Raw genomic sequence first — 17,070 nt, 5'->3', positions numbered from 1 at the left:
GTCGCCATCGCTCTCAACGACACTGAGCGCGGCCCGGCCTGACGAGGAGGGCCTCGTGCTGACTCCACAGCCACCGTAGATACTCCCGTAGCTCCGCCGGTGTGGCGACCCAGCCTTCGCCCTGGTAGGCGAGGATCCGTTTGAGTTCCCCGGGCACCAGGTCGTAGGCGGTCGCTCCGGTCTCCGGTACGGGTGTCTCCGGGGAGACGGCCACGGGAAGCGGGATGACGGGCAGGCGTATTCCACGCCGACTGAATGCTCTGAGGACCGTGAGGTAGACGCGGGCCAGGTGGTAGGGGGAGACGGCGAGCGCGAGGCTTGTGATGCCGAGGGCCTGGGCCCGGTTGGCGATCCATGCGGCCTGCAGGCCGGTGTTGGGGGCCGCCTCGGCCTGGACGTGGACCCCCTCGATGCGACGAAGGCCCAGGCTCCGCAGGTAGTCGAGGGTGATCCCGACATAGGTCTCTTCAGCCGGGTTCCCGTTCGCCACCAGGAGGTGGCGGAGCTTCGGGTTCGCCTCCCACGTGCGGATCGCATGGGTGAGGCGCCATTCTTCGCCCTGACCGGTGGCGACGACGAGCGCGTCGACGTGGTCGGCGGCTGACTGCGGCAGGGTCAGGATCATCGTGAGGGCCTTCGTCACCTCCAGGAACTGACCGGCGGTGTAGCCGGCGAGATCCTCTTCCGGCACGATCCGGGCGGGGTTCATCGGAGTGATGATCCTGTCAACGGGCCGGCTGTTGCATGATCCAGGTCGGCAGGGGTTCGGCGACCTGGCGTACCACCTGCCAGCCGGCCCGGCGGTAGACCTCGACGTTGGCCGGGTTGCTGGTCTCCAGCACCGCCGGCAGCCCGTCCGCTGCCGCCCGGCCCAGTCCGGCCCGCATGACGGCGTGACCCCAGCGGCGCCCGGCGCTGTCGGGGTGGGTGCCGAGCACGCCGAGGTACCAGAACGGCCCGGCCGGCAGCGCGGCGTGCACGGCCGCCTCGTAGGCGCGCACCCGGGCCAGCGCGTTGGCGGGCAGGTGGGCGGCGAGCGGGTCGGCCGGTTGCGACTCCGACGGGGTGGGCGGCTCCCAGATCGCCACCGAGGCGCCCCGGTCGATCGTCCAGATGCTGCCCCGGTGGACCCGCTTGTCGAAGAGGTGCCCGAAGAAGGCGGCGGCATACCGGGGGTAGCTGGCCGGGTCGGGGAAGAGGTGGGTCAGGACGGGATCGGCGGCGAAGGCGGCGACCAGCGAGTCGACGACCCGCCCGCGGTCCGCCGGGGTGGCGATGGTGATCTCTGGCCCGGTCACGCCGGCCACCGTAGCGCGCCGTGAGCCGGCGGGTGGCAGGTGCGGGCCGGAACGAAGCGAGCCCGGCGGGCGCGGCGCGGGGCCGGCTCGCCGGGCTCACTCCGGCAGGGAGGTGAAAGGCCTACAGGTTGCGGCGCGGGTCCGCGGGGTCGGGCGGGAACACGCCGGGCCGCTGCGCAGGGACGTCGGTCACCACGTACTCCGTCTCGGGCGCCGGCGTGGGTTCCTCGTCGGTCTCCGTGCGGTGCTTGGCCGCCGCGGCGGCCCCGGCTACTGCCGCGCCCGCGGCGACCGCGCCGGCCGCGACCGCCTTGCCGGAAACACCGGCCTTGCCGTCGTCGCCGCGCGAGGACGCGGCATGCTCCACGCCGGGCGTGCCGAGGGTACGGCCCTCGTCGATGGTGCCGCGCCAGGCGCCCGTCTCGGCGCCCCGGCCCTCGATGTACGACTTGAACTTCTCCAGGTCGGCCTCGGCCCGCTTCTCCACGATGTGCAGCTTGTCGCCGGCCTTCTCGACCAGCCCCTCCGGCTCGTACTCCAGGGCGAGCCGGACCTGGGTGCGGTCGGTGCCGATCGGCTGGAAGTAGACGGCACCGGCGTTGGTGGCGCCGCTGGTGGCGGCCCACGCGACCTTGCGGTCCGGCACCTGCTCCAGGACCTTGGCGTCCCACTCGCGCTTCACGCCCGCGATCTCGGCGACCCAGTGCATCCGCCGGTCGTCGAGCTGGCGCACCTCCTGCACGCCGCCCATGAACCGGGGAAACTCCTCGAACTGCGTCCACTGGTTGTACGCGGTGCTGACCGGTACGTCGACTTCGATGGACTTCTCGACCTTCGTGGTCATGAGCACTCCTTGTCGTTCAGTCGTCGGTATCTGAATCCGTACCCCGGGAAATCGGCCTGAACCAGGTCACTGCGAAACGGACGGGTCCGCGACCGGGCGCTCCCCGGTCGCGGACCCGCGACAATCTGATCCTTGCCCGGTGCCTCCCCCGCCAGCTCCGTGCCTAGCCGCCGGTGGATCAGGAGGCGGTGGTGCCGGAGTTGGCGGCCGCGACGAAGACGAACACGATCCAGAGGATGCCGAGAATCGTGAAGACGTAGCTCAGCACGAGGCCGGCGGTGGCGAGGCCGTCGCCCTGCTCACCGCGCTGGCGGATCTGCTTCTTGGCGATGTGGCCGAACACGATCCCGAGCGGGGAGAAGACGAAGGCGAAGACCAGGGACAGGATCGCCATGACGTTGGTGCCGCGGACCGCGGGTGTCGCGCCCGGGTGGTCCGCGTACGACGGTTGGCTCATCGGAACCTCCACAGTGAAGTTGCTGGGAGTTCGCTGATAACCGATGTCTCACCAGCCGAAACGTCCCATGACTGGTCACCGTCGGGTGGCGTGCCGGAGGCCCGGGTCGACGCGCCGACCCGGGCCTCCGGAGTTCCGTGGGGCTCAGCCGTCCTCGCGGTCCGGGCTCTCCAGCCGGAAGAAGTTGCTCTGCTTCCCGTCGGAGCGTTCCTCCTGGTAGATGAAGTTGAGCCGCCGCTCGTCGAAGGCGCGGAACCACTCCTCCCAGCTGATCTCGCGCAGCCGCTGCTCGCGCCCGTTGCTGGGGAAGTCGAAGCGCAGCACCCCGGCGTGCCCGTCGTGCTCGGTGCCGTCCACCGTGCTCGGCACGCCCTTGCGGGCCTCCGCCCAGCGCCGGATCACCTCATGGTCGGAGGTGACCAGGCTGCGACCGGGCCGCTCGGGCTCGTCGTCGACCGAGGTGACCTCCTGGGCGTACTTGATCGACTTTGAGTTGTGCGGTCCCTTGCGGACACCGCCGCCCCCGGAGGAAGAGGAGGAGCGGGTCCGGCCGTCGGAGTCGTCGCGCAGGCTCTTCACCAGGGCGTTGACCAGGTCGGCCTTCTGCATGTCGGCGGTGCCGGTGACGCCCCGGGCACGCAGCCGGCTGCGCAGCTGGTCGACCTTGAGCCGGGCGATCTCGCTCTCGTTGATGTCGGGGGTGTTCGGGGTCTGGTTGCCCGGCGGGTTCGTGGTCGCGGTCGAGCCGCTGCCGCGCCCGGAGCCGTTCTTCGTGGGCATCGCACGTCATCCTTCCTCGACCCGGTTCCAGGGGGTGCCCAGCGTCGCGTGATCGCGGTGGGCCGTCCCTGAATCAGTACCCCCAGCCGCCCGCCCAAACGTCCGGGCGGGCGGGGGTCGAGTGCGGACGATCAGACGTAGAGGCGGCTGACGTAGTCCGGCCCGTAGTGGCGTTCCAGGTCGGCGAGGTTCTCCGTCGGGGCCTCCACCTCCTTGACCAGGCGGGCGCGGGTCGGCAGCGCGTCGGGCCGCCAGGTCTCCGGCCGCCACAGCTCCGAGCGGAGGAACGCCTTCGCGCAGTGGTAGAAGATCTGCTCGATGGTCACCTCGACGGCGAGCACCGGCCGGTGCCCCTTGACCTCCATGTCGGCGAAGTACGGCGCGTCGCGCACCAGCCGGGCCCGGCCGTTGATCCGCAGCGTGTCGGTGCGGCCGGGGATCAGGAAGATCAGTCCGACGTGGGGGTTGGCCAGGATGTTGCGGTAGCCGTCGGCCCGCCGGTTGCCGGGCCGCTCGGGGATGGCGATGGTGGTCTCGTCCAGCACCAGGGTGAAGCCGGCCGGGTCCCCCTTCGGGGAGACGTCGCAGCTGCCGTCCGCGCCGGCCGTGGCGACCAGGCAGAACGGCGAAGCGGCCAGCCACTCCCGGTCCCGCTGGTGCAGCACGGTGCGCTCCTTGTCCCGCGCCCGCTGCGTCGGCGCGCCCAGCAGCTCGGCCAGTTCCTCCGGGCTCGTGATCTCCTGTGTCGTCACGTCCGCCTCCCCCGTTTCGTTGACCTTGACGGCGATTCCGGCCCACGGACGGCCGGTTTCCGCCATGGTCAGCCTAGAAGAGCGCGTCGAAGGCGAGGTTTGCCCCCGGTACCGGCGGGTAGGGACTGAGCCGCAGCGCGCCCGGACGCGATCGACGGAGGCGGAGATGGAGAGCCGACTGAAGGTGCTCGGCCATCCCGTGCATCCCATGCTGGTGATGTTCCCGGTGGCCCTGTTCGTGACCGCGGTGATCTTCGACGTGATCGACACCGTGGGCGGGCCGGACCTCCTCGGCGAGGTCGCCTACTGGAACATCACGGTCGGCCTGATCGGCGGCCTGCTGGCCGCGGCGGCCGGCGCCTTCGACCTGCTCGCCCTGCCCACCGGCACCCGGGCCAAGCGGGTCGGGCTCACCCACGCCGCCGCCAACGTCGCGGTGATCCTGCTCTTCGCCGCGGTCTGGGTGGTGCGGCTCAACGCCGACTCCCGGGCCGCCGGGGGCGCCCTGATCGCAATCGAGGTGGTCGCCGTGGCCATCCTCGGCGTGAGCGCCTGGCTCGGCGGCGAGCTGGTGGACCGGCTGGGCGTGGGCGTCGACCCGGAGCACGACCTGAACGCCCCGAGCTCGCTGCGACCCCCTACGGCGACCCAGCGGATCGGAGACGTGCGATGACGGAACAGAGCGGCGGTCGGGGCTGGCGGGGTCGCCAGCAGGGCTGGGACCCGATGGGCGAGCTGCAGTCGCTGCGCGCCGAGCTGAGCCGCCTGGTCGGCGGCCGCGGCGGCAGCCAGGACGTGGAGCTGACCGAGATCGCCGACGGCTGGGAGGTGGTCGTCCGGCTGCCCGGCGTGGCCCCCGAGGAGGTGGCCGTCGAGCTGGACGACCGGGAGCTGTGCGTCCGGGCCCGGTCGGAGGCCGAGGTCAACGCCGACCAGGGCATCCCGGGCGGGTTCACCACCCGGGGCTTCGAATACCGGGTGGACCTGCCGTCCCGGGTGGACCCGGACCGGATCGACGCCGTGATGGACCACGGCCTGCTCCGGGTGCGGCTGCCCCGGGCGGCCCGGCCCGCACCGCGCACCATCACCGTCGGCCGCACCGGCCCGCACGCCACCTCCCGGGGTACGCGGACCATGGCCGACCCGGCCGCCGATCGGGAGCTGCACCACCCGGACACCACGGCCGACGAGATCGACCGGCCGTAGGGGTCGCGTGGCCACCCCGTCCGACAACTCCAGCTCGGCGCGTCTGTCGCCGCGCCGCGACCTGGAGCCGTCGTCCGACAACTCCAGCTCGGCGCGTCTGTCGCCGCGCCGCGACCTGGAGCCGTCGTCGGTGCTCGGCCCGCTCGGCGAGCGCGTCCCCGCCGTCGAGCGGATCGCCGTGCTGCGGGCGAACGCGCTCGGCGACTTCATCTTCGTGCTCCCGGCGCTGGAGGCGCTGCGGGCCGCGTACCCGTCGGCGGAGATCGTGCTGCTCGGCGCGCCGTGGCACGCGACGCTCTGGCGCGACCGCCCCGGCCCGGTGGACCGGGTGCTGGTGGTGCCGCCGGCGCCCGGCATCCGCGAACCCGGTCCGGACGAGCAACCGTCCGAGCTGGCGGACTTCCTGGCGGCGGCCCGCAAGGAGCAGTTCGACCTGGCCCTGCAACTGCACGGCGGGGGCGCCAACTCCAACCCGCTCATCGCCGGGCTGGGTGCCCGGGTCACCGCCGGCCTGCGGGCCGAGGACGCCCCGCCGCTGGACCGCTGGATCCCCTACGTCTACTACCAGCACGAGGTGATCCGCTACCTGGAGGCGGTGGCCCTGGTCGGGGCGGAGGCGGTGACGATCACCCCGGCGTTGGCGGTGACCGACGCCGACCGGGCCGAGGCCCACGCGGTGCTCGGTGAGCCGGCCCGGCCCCGGGTGGCGCTGCACCCGGGAGCCACCGACACCCGGCGGCGCTGGCCGCCGGAGCGCTTCGGCGAGGTGGCCCGGGCGCTGGCCGGTGACGGGTACGAGGTGCTGGTCACCGGCACCCCCGCCGAGCGGGAGACAGTGGACGAGGTGGTCGCCGCGGCCGGCGTGCCGGTCCGGCCGCAGGTCGGCACGCTCAGCCTGGGTGGGCTGGCCGCCGCGTACGAGGGCTGCGCGCTGGTGGTCTCCAACGACACCGGGCCGCTGCACCTGGCCGGCGCGGTGGGCGCCGCGACGGTCGGCGTCTACTGGATCGGCAACCTGATCAACGGGGCCACGCCGCTGCGCGCCCGGCACCGCCCGATCGCCTCGTGGACCACCCACTGCCCGGTCTGCGGCGTCGACTGCACGCGGGACATCTATCCGCACCGCCCCGGCGACGGGAAGTGCCCGCACCGCGACTCGTTCGTGGCCGACGTCCCGGCGGCCGAGGTGGTCGAGGCCGCCCGCGAGCTGTTGCCGGGGTGAGCCTCAGGCCGGCTGCGGGGTGTCCGGCTCGGCGACCACGACCTCCCACGCCTCCACGTCCCGCTCGGTGACCGTGGTCGGCGACTCCAGGTGGTAGGCCCCGCTGGGCAGCACGCCGGCGCCGCCGTGCCGCTCCAGCACCGCGAGCTGCGCGGCGACGTCCTCGCCCTGGTGCCGGTCGTGCAGCCGGCGCCAGAACTCGAAGCCGCCGGAGTCGAGCAGCTTGGCCCGGTCGTAGAGCACGCACCCGCCGATCCAGGAGACCTTGTACGCCCGCCACGCCCCGGCCGGCAGCCGCAGCTTCTCGGTGACGTGCAGCAGGTTCGCCGCCGGGTGGATGGACGCGCGCTGCCATTCCGGGGTGCCGGGGCGGATCCGCTCGGGCACCGGCGGCCCCGGCCACTCCTCGTAGTGCGCGTGCGTCTCCGGGCGCACGTCGTCGGCGTAGGAGAGGCCGTGCACGGCGTTGCCGACGAACCCGCAGCCCAGCTCCCGGATCGCGGTGACCAGCCGGGAGATCGTGCCGGGCTCCAGCCAGACGTCGTCGTCGAGGCAGAGCACGTACCGGGCCGCCGAGCGGTCCAGCAGGTAGGCCCGGTGCTCGGCCAGCCCGCGCCGGGGCAGCCGCCGGGTCAGCAGCACCGGGTGGCCCCGGTGGCGCAGCGCCCGGACCATGGTGGCCGCCGCCGGGTGCGCGTACGCCGGCTCGCCGTCGGACTGGTCGCTCACCACCACCCCGAAGTCCGGTACGCCCTCCTGCGCGGCCAGCCCGGAGAGGGTGACGGCCAGTTCGGCGGGGCGGTTGCGGGTGGGGATCAGCACGTCGAGCTGCCGGGGGTGGCGGAACCTATCGGGTGCGCCGAGGTCGAGCGGTCGGTTCACGCCGGCCTGCCCTCGCCCACCGGCGGCACGACCGGGTGGGCCCGGATCCGGTCGATGATCGCCGAGGTGGAGCGGTCGGGCACGTAACCGAGGGTGCGCACCTGGCCGCCCAGCCGGCGGACCAGCGGGGCCTCCGGGACCATCTCGGGCGGGTAGTCGCCGCCCTTGACGTAGACGTCCGGGCGGACCGCCTCGATCAGCTTCGCCGGGGAGTCCTCCTCGAAGACCACCACGTGGTCGACGCACTCCAGCGCGGCGAGCAGGGCGGCGCGGTCCTCGACCGGGTTGACCGGCCGGTCCGGGCCCTTGAGCCGGCGTACGCTGCCGTCCGAGTTGACCGCCACGACCAGCAGGTCGCCGAGCGCGCGGGCCTGGGTCAGGTAGCGGACGTGCCCGGGGTGCAGCACGTCGAAGCAGCCGTTGGTGAAGATGATCGACCGGCCGGCCCGGCGGTGCTCCGCGACGATCGCGGCAAGTTCCTCGGCGTCCACCTGGGTCGGCCGCCCGGCCTCCTCCGGCCCGCTGTCCAACGCGTCGAGCAGGTCCTCCCGCCGGCACACGCAGGTGCCGGTGTCGGAGACGGTGATAGTCGCGGCGAGCTGGGCGAGCTGTGCGGCGGTCGGCAGGCTCGCCTCCGCCGCCAGAGCCAGGGTCATGGCCGCCAGGTACGCGTCCCCCGCCCCCACGGCGTGGCTGGCCGGGACCGGAGTGCTGTGGCTGCGCCGGGGCTCGCCGTCGGCCCCGCCGACCACCGCGCCCTCGGTGTCCAGGGTCACCGCCACCACGTCCGCGCCGGTGTGCTCGCGCAGCTCGTGCAGGCGGGCTTCGGCCAGCACCGCCCGGTCCACGCCCGCGCCGGCCGCCGCGTTGACGGTCACGCCGGTGCCGGTGACGCTGAGCCCGTCCCCGGTCAGCGCGACCCGCTCCTCGCCGGGCGTCGGCTCGCCGGTCGGGCCGGCGACCCCGCCGCCGTGCTCGGCCGCGGGCGCCCCGGAGGTCGGGTGCGGGCTGCCGGGCTCCCGTTCACCGGCCCCGCCCGGCGCCGCGCCTACGACCAGCTCGGAGGGGCCGTCGGCCGGGTCGGCCAGGTGGTCCAGGTGCAGGTCGCCGGCGGTCGCGCCGCGCGCCCCGCCGCGGTGCCCGCCACCGAAGCCGGCGGCCGCCCGGGCCAGCAGCCGGGTCGCCTCGGCGAAGCTCGGGGTCACCACGGTCGGGTTGAGGCCGCGCCAGTCGGCCAGGTCGTGTGCGTCGAGCGCCACGGTGGCGTACCGGTCCCGGTTGGCGACCAGCCAGGCGCGCACCGCCGCGGGAAGCGCGCCCAGGCCGTAGTCGCAGACGACCAGGGTGAGCGGCTGCCCGGCGGCCGCCGCGCGCAGTTCCTCGGTGGCGCAGTGCAGCGCGGTCAGCAGACGGGCGATCCCGTCGTCGTCGAGCGCGTCCTCCGGCTCGCCGGAGTCCTCGCGGAGCAGGATCTGGTTGCCGGCGAGCATCCGCCGCTTCACCGGCGTGGGGCGGCCGGGCTGGTTGACCGTGCGGTCCCAGACGCCCGCCCGGTCCAGGCAGTCGTGCAGTTCGTCACCGGCCACGTCGGCGCCGACCGGGGCGACCAGGACGGCCCGGCCGCCGAGCGCGGCCACGTTGACGGCGGTGTTCGCGGCCCCGCCGGCCGCGGAGATCCGCCGGCGCAGCGTGAGGACCGGCGCGGGCGCCTCCCGGCAGAGCCGCTCCGACTCGGCGAACCGCCACTCGTCCAGCATGGCGTCGCCGACGACCAGCACGGGACGCCCCTGCCAGCCGGCCACGACGGTGGCGAGCCGGCGCTCTTCCGCTGCTGCTCCTGCCATGCCCCTTCGGGTCCCCCGAGCGGGACCGGCCAAACCTGCGGCGCGGGCCACCCGGGCCGTCCGGTTTCGGCCGGTCCGGCCCGGGAACGGGTGCAGGCAGACCCCGGAGAGGAGAACCACCATGGCAGCGACACTGCAGGGCAAGCGGATCGCGTTCCTGGCCGCCGACGGCGTCGAGGAGGTCGAGTACACCAAGCCCCGCGAGGCGGTGGAGAACGCCGGCGCCCGGGTCGAGCTGGTCTCGATCGAGTCCGGCTCGATCCAGGCCTTCAACCACCTCGACCACGGCAAGCAGTACCAGGTCGACGTGACGACCAAGGAGGCGGACGCGGGGGCGTACGACGCGCTGGTGCTGCCCGGCGGCGTGGCGAACCCGGACTTCCTGCGGACCGACCCCGACGCGGTGCGGTTCGTGAAGTCGTTCTTCGAGGCCGGCAAACCGGTCGGGGTGATCTGCCACGGCCCGTGGACGCTGGTCGAGGCGGACGTGGTGCGCGGCCGCACGATCACCTCCTGGCCGAGCCTGCGCACCGACCTCACCAACGCCGGCGCGAACTGGGTCGACCAGGCGGTCGTCACCGACAACGGCCTGGTCAGCAGCCGCAAGCCGGGCGACCTGCCGGCCTTCTGCGACAAGATCGTCGAGGAGTTCGCCGAGGGGAGGCACTGACTTCTTCTCCCACCGGGGGCATGATCCGCCCCCGGTGGGAAAGGAAGCGGGATGACAGCCCAGGCCGCTCGTCCCGTGCTGCACGCCCGCCAGATCCGCCTGTTGATGCTCGGCCTGATGACCGGCATGCTGCTGGCCGCGCTCGACCAGACCATCGTCGGCACCGCGCTGCCCACCATCGTCGGCGAGCTGGGCGGGATCAACCACTACTCGTGGGTGGTCACCGCGTACCTGCTCGCCTCCACGGCCTCGACGCCGCTCTACGGCAAGATGGCCGACCTGTACGGGCGTCGCCCGGTCTTCCTCTTCTCGATCGGCACGTTCCTGCTCGGCTCGCTGCTGGCCGGCCTGTCGCAGAACATGACCCAGCTGATCGTCACCCGGGGCGTGCAGGGCATCGGCGCCGGCGGTCTGCTCACGCTGGCGTTCACCATCATCTCGGACGTGGTCCCACCCCGGGAACGCGGCCGCTACCAGGGCCTGTTCGGCGCGGTCTTCGGCATCTCCTCGGTGGCCGGCCCGCTGGTCGGCGGCTACTTCGCGGAGACCAACTGGCGGTGGATCTTCTACATCAACGTGCCGCTGGCCATCCTCGCCATCGTGGTCTGCTACCACGTCATGCGGCTGGTCCCGTTCCAGCGCCGGGAGCACACCGTCGACTGGGTCGGCGCGGGGCTGCTGGTCGCCGGGGTGAGCTGCCTGCTGCTGGCGCTGAGCTGGGGCGGCAACGAGTACGCGTGGGACTCCGGGGTGATCATCGGGCTGTTCGTGGCCGGGGCGGTGCTGGGCACCCTCTTCGTGCTCCAGGAGGCCCGGGTACGCGAGCCGATCCTGCCACTGCGGCTGTTCCGCAGCGCCACCTTCGCGCTGGCCAACTCGGCGGGCTTCGTGCTCGGCCTGGTGATGTTCGGGTCGATCATCTTCATCCCGCTCTACCTGCAGATCGTCAAGGGCGCATCGCCGACCCGCAGCGGTCTGCTCATGCTGCCCATGATGGCCGGCATCATCTTCACCTCGATCATCACCGGGCGGGCGATGAGCCGGATCGGGCGGTACAAGTGGTTCCCGGTGGCCGGCTCGGTCGTGCTGGTCGCCGGCATGCTGCTGTTCCGGCAGCTCCAGGTCGCCACCTCGCTCTGGGTCGCGTTCGGCTTCATGGTGGTGATCGGTGTCGGGCTGGGCCTGTGCATGCAGTCGCTGATCCTGGGCGTGCAGAACGCGGTCGACCCGCGCGACCTGGGCGCGGGCACCTCCTCGGCGACGTTCTTCCGGTCGCTGGGCGGCTCGTTCGGGGTGGCCATCCTGGGCGCGGTGCTGTCGTCCCGGCTCACCGGCGAGCTGGCCGGCCGGCTGCCGGCGGCGCTCGCCCAGCTCCCGCCGGACCAGCGGGCGGCCGTGGCGGCCAGCGGGGGCGCCAACGTCTCGATCAACGACCCGGCGACCGTCCTGGCCCTGCCCGAGCCGGTGCGGGCCGCCATCCAGGCGTCGTTCGTCGAGTCGCTGCACCTGGTCTTCCTGACCACCGGGCTGGTCGCCATCCTGGCCGTGCTGGTCACCCTGGTCATGCCGAACGATCAGCTGCGCGGCGCCGGCCCGCAGGGCTCGACCGGCGGCGCGGACCCGCTCGGCGGCCCGGCGGCCGCTGCGGGCGGCAAGCCCCTCACCAGGGAGTCGAAGGAGGAGGCCGCCGCCGACATGGAGTCGAAGTCCCAGACCATGCTCTGACCGGTCACCCCTCCGGGTGGGCGGTGAGCAGGTCGAGGATGAGCGCCAGAGGCGGCCAGGCCGCCCGGCCCCGGCGGGTCACGGCGTACGCGCGCAGCAGGGCCTGCGGTCCGGTGAGCGGCAGCAGGCGGACGCCGGGCACGGTGGGCTGGTCACCGGGGAGCAGGCCGACGCCGAGTCCCGCGACGATGAGGTCCTGGACCAGTTCGAGGCTGTCCACGCGGTGCACGATCCGGGGCTCGTAGCCGGCCATCGAGGCGATGGTGCGCACCACCATCTCGTCGGCGGTGTTGCGCGAGTTGACGATCCAGTCCGTGTCGCGGAACCGGTCGAAGACCGCCGGCGCTTCGGCCTCCGAACCGGGCGTCGTGCCGGCCGGCACCCCGAGGTGCCAGGCCGCCGACCAGAGCGGCGTGGCCTCCAGCGCGGGGTCTGCGGAGATCGGGGCCAGGTTGTAGTCGTAGGTCAGCGCGAGGTCGACGTCGTCGGCGGCGAGCAGAGCGTACGCCTCGGCCGGCTCGTGCTCGTCGATGCGGAGACGCACCCGCGGGTGGTCCGCCGCGAGCCGGGCGGTGAGCGGCAGCAGCGAGCGCCGGACGGCGGTGGCGAAGCCGGCGACGCGTACCGTGCCGGCCGGCTCGGCCCGCGGGTCCAGGTCGAGCCGGGCCGCGTCGACCGCGGCGAGGATCGTCACGGCGTGCTCGGCCAGCCGGCGCCCGGCCGGGGTGAGCCGGACGCGGCGACCGTGCGGCTCGACCAGTTCGGCGCCCACCTCCCGGGCCAGCACCGCGAGCTGCTGCGACACCGTCGAGGTGGTGACGTGCAGCTCGTCGGCGACCTGGCGCATCGAGCCGAGCCGGGCCAGTTCCCGCAGCAGGCGGAGGCGACGCAGGTCCACGACCCGATTGTTCACGAATGCCGAATGGTTCGTCCAGAAATGGCACGTGGACGCGAGCGGTCCGGACCGGCTCTACTGTCCCCATGCCCATCGTTGCTCCGGCCCGTGCCGGCACCGCCATGGCCGTCGCCTCGATGACCTGCGTCCAGCTCGGGCTGGCCGCCTCGGTGGGGCTCTTCGACCGGGTTGGCCCGGAGGGCGCGGCCTGGCTGCGCCTGGCCTGGGCCGGGGTGCTGCTGGCGGTCGTGGTGCGGCCCCGTCCGTCGGCCTTCACCCGCTCCGCCCTGCGGGCCTGCCTGGCGCTCGGCGTGGTGACGGCCGGCGTCACCATGCTGTTCATGGCGGCGGTGGCCCGGCTGCCCCTGGGCACGGCCAGCGCGCTGGAGTTCCTCGGGCCGCTGGGCGTGGCCGTGGCGCGCGGTCGGGGCGGGGCCAAGCTCTGGCCGGCGCTCGCGGCGGTCGGGGTGCTGCTGCTCACCGAGCCGTGGCACGGCGGCGCGGACCCGGTCGGGGTGGCGTACGCGCTCGGGGCGGGGGCCTGCTGGGCCGCGTACATCCTGCTCACCCAGCGGGTGGGCGACGAGGTCTCCGGGGTCCGCGGCCTGGCGGTCTCCATGCCGGTGGCCGCCGTGGTCGCGACCCTGGTCGTCGGCCCGTCGGTCCTCGGCGACCTGACCTGGCCGGTGCTCCTGGCCGGCCTCGGGCTGGCCGTGCTGCTGCCCGTCGTGCCGTTCGTGCTGGAACTGCTGGCGCTGCGCCGGCTCACCACCGCCGCGTTCGGCACGCTGATGAGCCTGGAGCCCGCCATCGCCCTGGTCGTCGGCCTGGTCGCGCTGGGTCAGGTGCCCGGCCCCGCCGCCGTGGCCGGCATCGCCTTCGTGGTGGTGGCCGGGATCGGCGCGGAACGCTCCGGCGCCCGGACGGGCGACCACACCGGGGCGGCGCCGGACGGGCAACCCGTGGGGGCGGGCGCCGTCACTTGAGGATGAGGCGGTTGGTCTGCTCGAAGACGTCCAGGTCGGCGAGGGTCTCGATGACGCTGGCGGAGAGCGGGCCGGGCAGCTCCTCCGGGTGGAAGAAGCCGGCGTCGTTGGTCTCGTCGGTGACCCGGGCCAGCTCGCCGTCCCACTCCTCGACCCGGAACGCCGTGGTGAAGACCTGGTAGGTGTGGCCGTACATGTTGGTGTTGGTGAAGTCGGGGCCGGTGTAGAGGGCGAAGGCGCCGACCCGCAGGGCGCGCAGGCCGGTCTCCTCGCGGACCTCCCGGACGGCGCAGTCGGCGATCGACTCGCCCAGCTCCATGGCGCCCGCCGGCAGGGCCCACTGGCCGTTGTCCGAGCGCTGGATCAGCAGCACCCGGGCGGCGTTGTCCCGGACCACGGCGCGGGCGCCGACGAACATCAGGGTGCGGTCACCGGCCAGGGCCCGGAGCTGCCCCACGTACGAGTCGGCCCACGAGATGCTCACCCGGACAATCTACGCAGCTTCCGCGATCGGCTCGGCCGTTCCGGGGGTTCCGCTCGTGTGACCGGCGACACTACGTTGTTACCCATGCGTAGCACGATGATGGACGCCCCCCTCCAGGTCGCCCGGATCCTCGAACACGGCTCCACCGTGCACGGCGCGGCGGAGGTCGTCACCTGGACCGGCGCTGAGCCCCGTCGGATGACGTACGCCGAGGTCGGGCGGACCGCCGCCCGGCTCGCCCACGCGCTGCGCGAGGAGTGCGGGGTGACCGGCGACGAGCGGGTCGCCACCTTCATGTGGAACAACAACGAGCACCTGGTGGCCTACTTCGCCGTGCCCAGCATGGGCGCGGTGCTGCACACCCTCAACCTCCGGCTCTTCCCGGACCAGGTCGCCTACATCGCCAACCACGCCGAGGACCGGGTGGTGCTGGTCGACACCACGCTGATCCCGCTGCTGGCCCGCGTGATCGGCGAGATGACCACGGTGCGGCACGTGGTGGTCGTCGGCGGTGGCGACCCGGCCCCGCTGCTGGCCGCGGCCGGCGACCGGATCGCCGTGCACCACTGGGACGCCCTGCTGGCCGACCGGCCGGACTCCTACGACTGGCCCGAGGTGGACGAGCGCGACGCCGCCGCGCTCTGCTACACCTCCGGGACGACCGGCAACCCCAAGGGGGTCGCCTACTCGCACCGCTCGATCTACCTGCACTCGCTCCAGGTCTGCATGCCGGAGGGCTTCGGCCTCGGCCCGAAGGACCGCGAGCTGGCCATCGTGCCGATGTTCCACGCGATGTCCTGGGGCCTGCCCTACGCGGCGTTCCTCTCCGGCGCGTCGCTGATCATGCCGGACCGCTTCCTCCAGGCCGAGCCGATCGCCGCGATGATCGCCGCCGAGCGTCCCACCCTGGCCGGCGCGGTGCCGACCATCTGGACCGACCTGCTGGCCTACCTGGACAGTCACGACGTGGACACCTCCTCGCTCCAGGAGGTGATCGTCGGCGGTTCGGCCTGCCCGCCGGCGCTCATGCACGCCTTCCACGAGCGCCATGACATTGAGGTCATCCACGCCTGGGGAATGACCGAGATGTCCCCGCTGGGCTCGGTCTCCCGGCCGCCGGCCGGTGCGACCGGCGAGACGGCCTGGCGCTACCGCTACACCCAGGGCCGGGTGCCGGCCGGGGTCGCCGCGCGGATCGTCGGCCCGCTGGGCGAGCCGCTGCCCGCCGACGGGACGTCCGTGGGCGAGCTGGAGGTCCGCGGGCCGTGGGTGACCGCCCGGTACGTCGGCGACGACGTCCCGGACGAGGAGAAGTTCCGCGACGGCTGGCTGCGGACCGGAGACGTCGGCACGCTCTCGCCGGACGGCTACATCACCCTCACCGACCGGGCCAAGGACGTGATCAAGTCGGGCGGGGAGTGGATCTCCTCGGTCGAGCTGGAGAACGCCCTCATGGCGCACCCGGCGGTGCTGGAGGCGTGCGTGGTGGGCGTGCCGGACGAGCGCTGGGACGAGCGGCCGCTGGCCACCGTGGTGGTCCGGGAGGGCTCCTCGGTCACCGCCGAGGAGCTGCGGGACTTCCTGGCGACGTCGGTGGCCCGCTGGCAGTTGCCGGAGCGCTGGGCGTTCATCGACGCGGTCCCCAAGACCAGCGTCGGCAAGTTCGACAAGAAGGTGGTGCGTTCCCGCTACGCGGACGGGGGCCTGGACGTACGTGAACTGACCGCGCCGTAACACTTTCCGGCGTAGCGTCGCCAGCACGGGTAGGACGTGTTCCTCACGGACATTCCTCCCCAGAGGGCGGCCCCGGCGTTCGCACCGCGCCGGGGCCGCCCGTCCATGCGGGGCGACCCGCAATGTCATTCTCGCGAGACTTGTTCGTCTCTGTCCCGATGATGGCGAAATACGTTTCGCGTTCTCACGGCTCGCTGGTCGTGATGAGTACCTTGCCGACCACCGAGTTCTCCACCGCCTCGTGCGCCGCCCGGGCCGCCTCCAGCGAGTGGTGGTGCAGCGGCAGGCCGGCCTCGTCGCCCACCCGGATCGCGCCCTGGGCCACCGCCGCCGCGATGTCCGTCACCGCCTGCGCCTTGGCCGCCTTCGGCGCCGTGTAGATCAGCACGAACTGCCAGCGGGCGTTCGGCATCATGAGCGGCCGGATCGGCAGGGTGACCTGCTCGCCGCCGTCGTCCGCGTAGACGCAGACCGCACCCCCGCTCCGCAGCAACTGCACGTCGGTGGCGGCGTTGCGGGCGGCGGAGACCTCGACGATGGTGTGCACCCCGTCGGGCGCGATCTTGCGGACCTCCTCGACCACGTCCTGCTCGCGGTAGTTGACCACGAAGCTGGCCCCGGCCGCCGCGGCGAGCTGCGCCTTCTCCGGGCTGCTCACCGTGGCGATCACGCACGCGTCGGCCCAGCGGGCCAACTGGATCGCCGCGTTGCCGACCGCGCCCGCCCCGCCCTGCACCAGCACCACGTGGTCGCTCAACGCGCCCGCGTGCAGCTTGTCCGGCATGAACTCGCCGGCGGTCAGGCAGCGGTGCGCCGTCATGAACGGGATGCCCAGCGCCGCCCCCAGGTCGAACGAGGCCGAGCCGAGGCGCACCGCGTGCCGGACCGGCACCACCGTGTACTCGCTGGCGGTGCCCCAGGGCCGCTGCCAGGCCGCCTCCCACAGCCACACCCGCGAGCCGATGAGGATCTGGTCGACGCCCTCGCCGACCGCCTCGACCACCCCGGCGCCGTCCTGCCCGGGGATCTGCCAGCCCTGCGGCAGCGGCCAGGCGCGGCGGGCCTTCCAGTCGGTCGGGTTCACCCCGGCCACGGCCATCCGCACCAGCACCTCGCCGCGACCCGGCTCCGGCACCGGCCGGTCCACGAGCTGGAGCACCGAGGCGTCCCCGTTGCTCTCGTACACGATCGCCCTCATCGCCGTCCCCTCCGCCGTCCTGCCGGCTGCGCTACCCGGCCGCCCCGCGATCATTCCGATCCGGCGCCACCCGGAAACCGTACAACCAGGCAG

At 73.5% G+C, this 17,070-nt stretch carries 17 protein-coding genes and 1 pseudogene; 7 read left to right on the top strand and 11 right to left on the bottom strand.

All coding sequences use genetic code 11. The annotated features are described in order from the left end of the window. Positions 1 to 13 precede the first annotated feature (13 nt). From ABZV78_RS08350 to ABZV78_RS08325, 6 genes and pseudogenes are all read right to left on the bottom strand, one after another. Positions 14 to 709: a hypothetical protein gene (locus ABZV78_RS08350; protein WP_355636558.1), complete on the bottom strand. Its 696-nt coding sequence runs from the start codon at positions 707 to 709 to the stop codon at positions 14 to 16. 16 nt (positions 710 to 725) lie between these two features. Then, positions 726 to 1,298 carry an N-acetyltransferase gene (locus ABZV78_RS08345; RefSeq protein ID WP_355636556.1) on the bottom strand — a complete coding sequence of 191 codons (573 nt, stop codon included), beginning with the start codon at positions 1,296 to 1,298 and terminating at the stop codon, positions 726 to 728. Positions 1,299 to 1,692: 394 nt separating this feature from the next. Next, positions 1,693 to 2,142, bottom strand: a pseudogene (locus ABZV78_RS08340) (SRPBCC family protein); the annotation flags it as partial. Positions 2,143 to 2,320: 178 nt separating this feature from the next. Continuing rightward, complete coding sequence (locus ABZV78_RS08335; protein ID WP_355636554.1) at positions 2,321 to 2,599, bottom strand: DUF4190 domain-containing protein; 279 nt, start codon at positions 2,597 to 2,599, stop codon at positions 2,321 to 2,323. A 144-nt stretch (positions 2,600 to 2,743) separates the two neighbouring features. Further along, entirely contained in the window at positions 2,744 to 3,379 is a 636-nt protein-coding gene (locus tag ABZV78_RS08330) for an SAP domain-containing protein (RefSeq protein WP_355636552.1), read from the bottom strand. A 131-nt stretch (positions 3,380 to 3,510) separates the two neighbouring features. Continuing rightward, positions 3,511 to 4,131 (bottom strand): pyridoxamine 5'-phosphate oxidase family protein, encoded by a 621-nt coding sequence (locus ABZV78_RS08325; protein ID WP_355636551.1) that lies wholly within the window; start codon positions 4,129 to 4,131, stop codon positions 3,511 to 3,513. Between the two features lie 166 nt (positions 4,132 to 4,297). Here ABZV78_RS08325 and ABZV78_RS08320 point away from each other — a divergent pair, with 166 nt between their 5' ends. The 3 genes from ABZV78_RS08320 (at position 4,298) to ABZV78_RS08310 (ending at position 6,559) form a co-directional block, all read left to right on the top strand. Then, positions 4,298 to 4,804: a DUF2231 domain-containing protein gene (locus tag ABZV78_RS08320; RefSeq protein WP_355636550.1), complete on the top strand. Its 507-nt coding sequence runs from the start codon at positions 4,298 to 4,300 to the stop codon at positions 4,802 to 4,804. After that, positions 4,801 to 5,337, top strand: coding sequence for an Hsp20/alpha crystallin family protein (locus ABZV78_RS08315; RefSeq protein WP_355636549.1), 537 nt, complete (start codon positions 4,801 to 4,803; stop codon positions 5,335 to 5,337). The genes ABZV78_RS08320 and ABZV78_RS08315 overlap by 4 nt, the downstream gene beginning before the upstream one ends. A gap of 115 nt (positions 5,338 to 5,452) precedes the next feature. Beyond that, entirely contained in the window at positions 5,453 to 6,559 is a 1,107-nt protein-coding gene (locus ABZV78_RS08310) for a glycosyltransferase family 9 protein (RefSeq protein WP_355636642.1), read from the top strand. A gap of 3 nt (positions 6,560 to 6,562) precedes the next feature. Here the strand turns inward: ABZV78_RS08310 and ABZV78_RS08305 are convergent, their stop codons facing one another. Both ABZV78_RS08305 and rfaE2 read right to left on the bottom strand, forming a co-directional pair. Next, the gene (locus ABZV78_RS08305; RefSeq protein ID WP_355636547.1) at positions 6,563 to 7,441 is read right to left on the bottom strand and encodes a glycosyltransferase family A protein; all 879 of its coding nucleotides are present in this window, start codon (positions 7,439 to 7,441) and stop codon (positions 6,563 to 6,565) included. Then, on the bottom strand, positions 7,438 to 9,285 hold the full coding sequence (rfaE2, locus tag ABZV78_RS08300) for a D-glycero-beta-D-manno-heptose 1-phosphate adenylyltransferase (protein WP_355636545.1): 1,848 nt from the start codon (positions 9,283 to 9,285) through the stop codon (positions 7,438 to 7,440). The genes ABZV78_RS08305 and rfaE2 overlap by 4 nt, the downstream gene beginning before the upstream one ends. Before the next feature lie 121 nt (positions 9,286 to 9,406). Between rfaE2 and ABZV78_RS08295 the strand changes: the two genes are divergently transcribed. Together ABZV78_RS08295 and ABZV78_RS08290 are read left to right on the top strand one after the other, a co-directional pair. Then, complete coding sequence (locus tag ABZV78_RS08295; RefSeq protein WP_355636543.1) at positions 9,407 to 9,955, top strand: type 1 glutamine amidotransferase domain-containing protein; 549 nt, start codon at positions 9,407 to 9,409, stop codon at positions 9,953 to 9,955. Positions 9,956 to 10,006: 51 nt separating this feature from the next. Next, entirely contained in the window at positions 10,007 to 11,680 is a 1,674-nt protein-coding gene (locus ABZV78_RS08290; RefSeq protein ID WP_355636541.1) for an MDR family MFS transporter, read from the top strand. A gap of 4 nt (positions 11,681 to 11,684) precedes the next feature. Here the strand turns inward: ABZV78_RS08290 and ABZV78_RS08285 are convergent, their stop codons facing one another. Continuing rightward, the gene (locus ABZV78_RS08285) at positions 11,685 to 12,578 is read right to left on the bottom strand and encodes a LysR family transcriptional regulator (RefSeq protein WP_355636539.1); all 894 of its coding nucleotides are present in this window, start codon (positions 12,576 to 12,578) and stop codon (positions 11,685 to 11,687) included. Positions 12,579 to 12,661: 83 nt separating this feature from the next. Between ABZV78_RS08285 and ABZV78_RS08280 the strand changes: the two genes are divergently transcribed. Next, on the top strand, positions 12,662 to 13,561 hold the full coding sequence (locus ABZV78_RS08280) for an EamA family transporter (protein ID WP_355636537.1): 900 nt from the start codon (positions 12,662 to 12,664) through the stop codon (positions 13,559 to 13,561). On the opposite strand, the gene ABZV78_RS08275 is transcribed toward ABZV78_RS08280, so the two are convergent. Beyond that, the gene (locus tag ABZV78_RS08275) at positions 13,554 to 14,045 is read right to left on the bottom strand and encodes an NUDIX domain-containing protein (RefSeq protein WP_355636535.1); all 492 of its coding nucleotides are present in this window, start codon (positions 14,043 to 14,045) and stop codon (positions 13,554 to 13,556) included. The two genes, ABZV78_RS08280 and ABZV78_RS08275, sit on opposite strands and share 8 nt — an antisense overlap. Positions 14,046 to 14,129: 84 nt before the next feature. Here ABZV78_RS08275 and ABZV78_RS08270 point away from each other — a divergent pair, with 84 nt between their 5' ends. Beyond that, complete coding sequence (locus ABZV78_RS08270; protein ID WP_355636533.1) at positions 14,130 to 15,779, top strand: fatty acid--CoA ligase; 1,650 nt, start codon at positions 14,130 to 14,132, stop codon at positions 15,777 to 15,779. A gap of 184 nt (positions 15,780 to 15,963) precedes the next feature. Here ABZV78_RS08270 and ABZV78_RS08265 read toward each other — a convergent pair whose 3' ends face one another. After that, complete coding sequence (locus ABZV78_RS08265; protein ID WP_355636531.1) at positions 15,964 to 16,977, bottom strand: NADPH:quinone reductase; 1,014 nt, start codon at positions 16,975 to 16,977, stop codon at positions 15,964 to 15,966. Positions 16,978 to 17,070 lie beyond the last annotated feature (93 nt).

The organism is Micromonospora sp. NPDC004540, assembly GCF_040610095.1.
Taxonomy (GTDB): domain Bacteria; phylum Actinomycetota; class Actinomycetes; order Mycobacteriales; family Micromonosporaceae; genus Micromonospora.
Note: the sequence above shows the minus strand (reverse complement) of the source record. Positions and strands in the feature narration are given on the sequence as shown.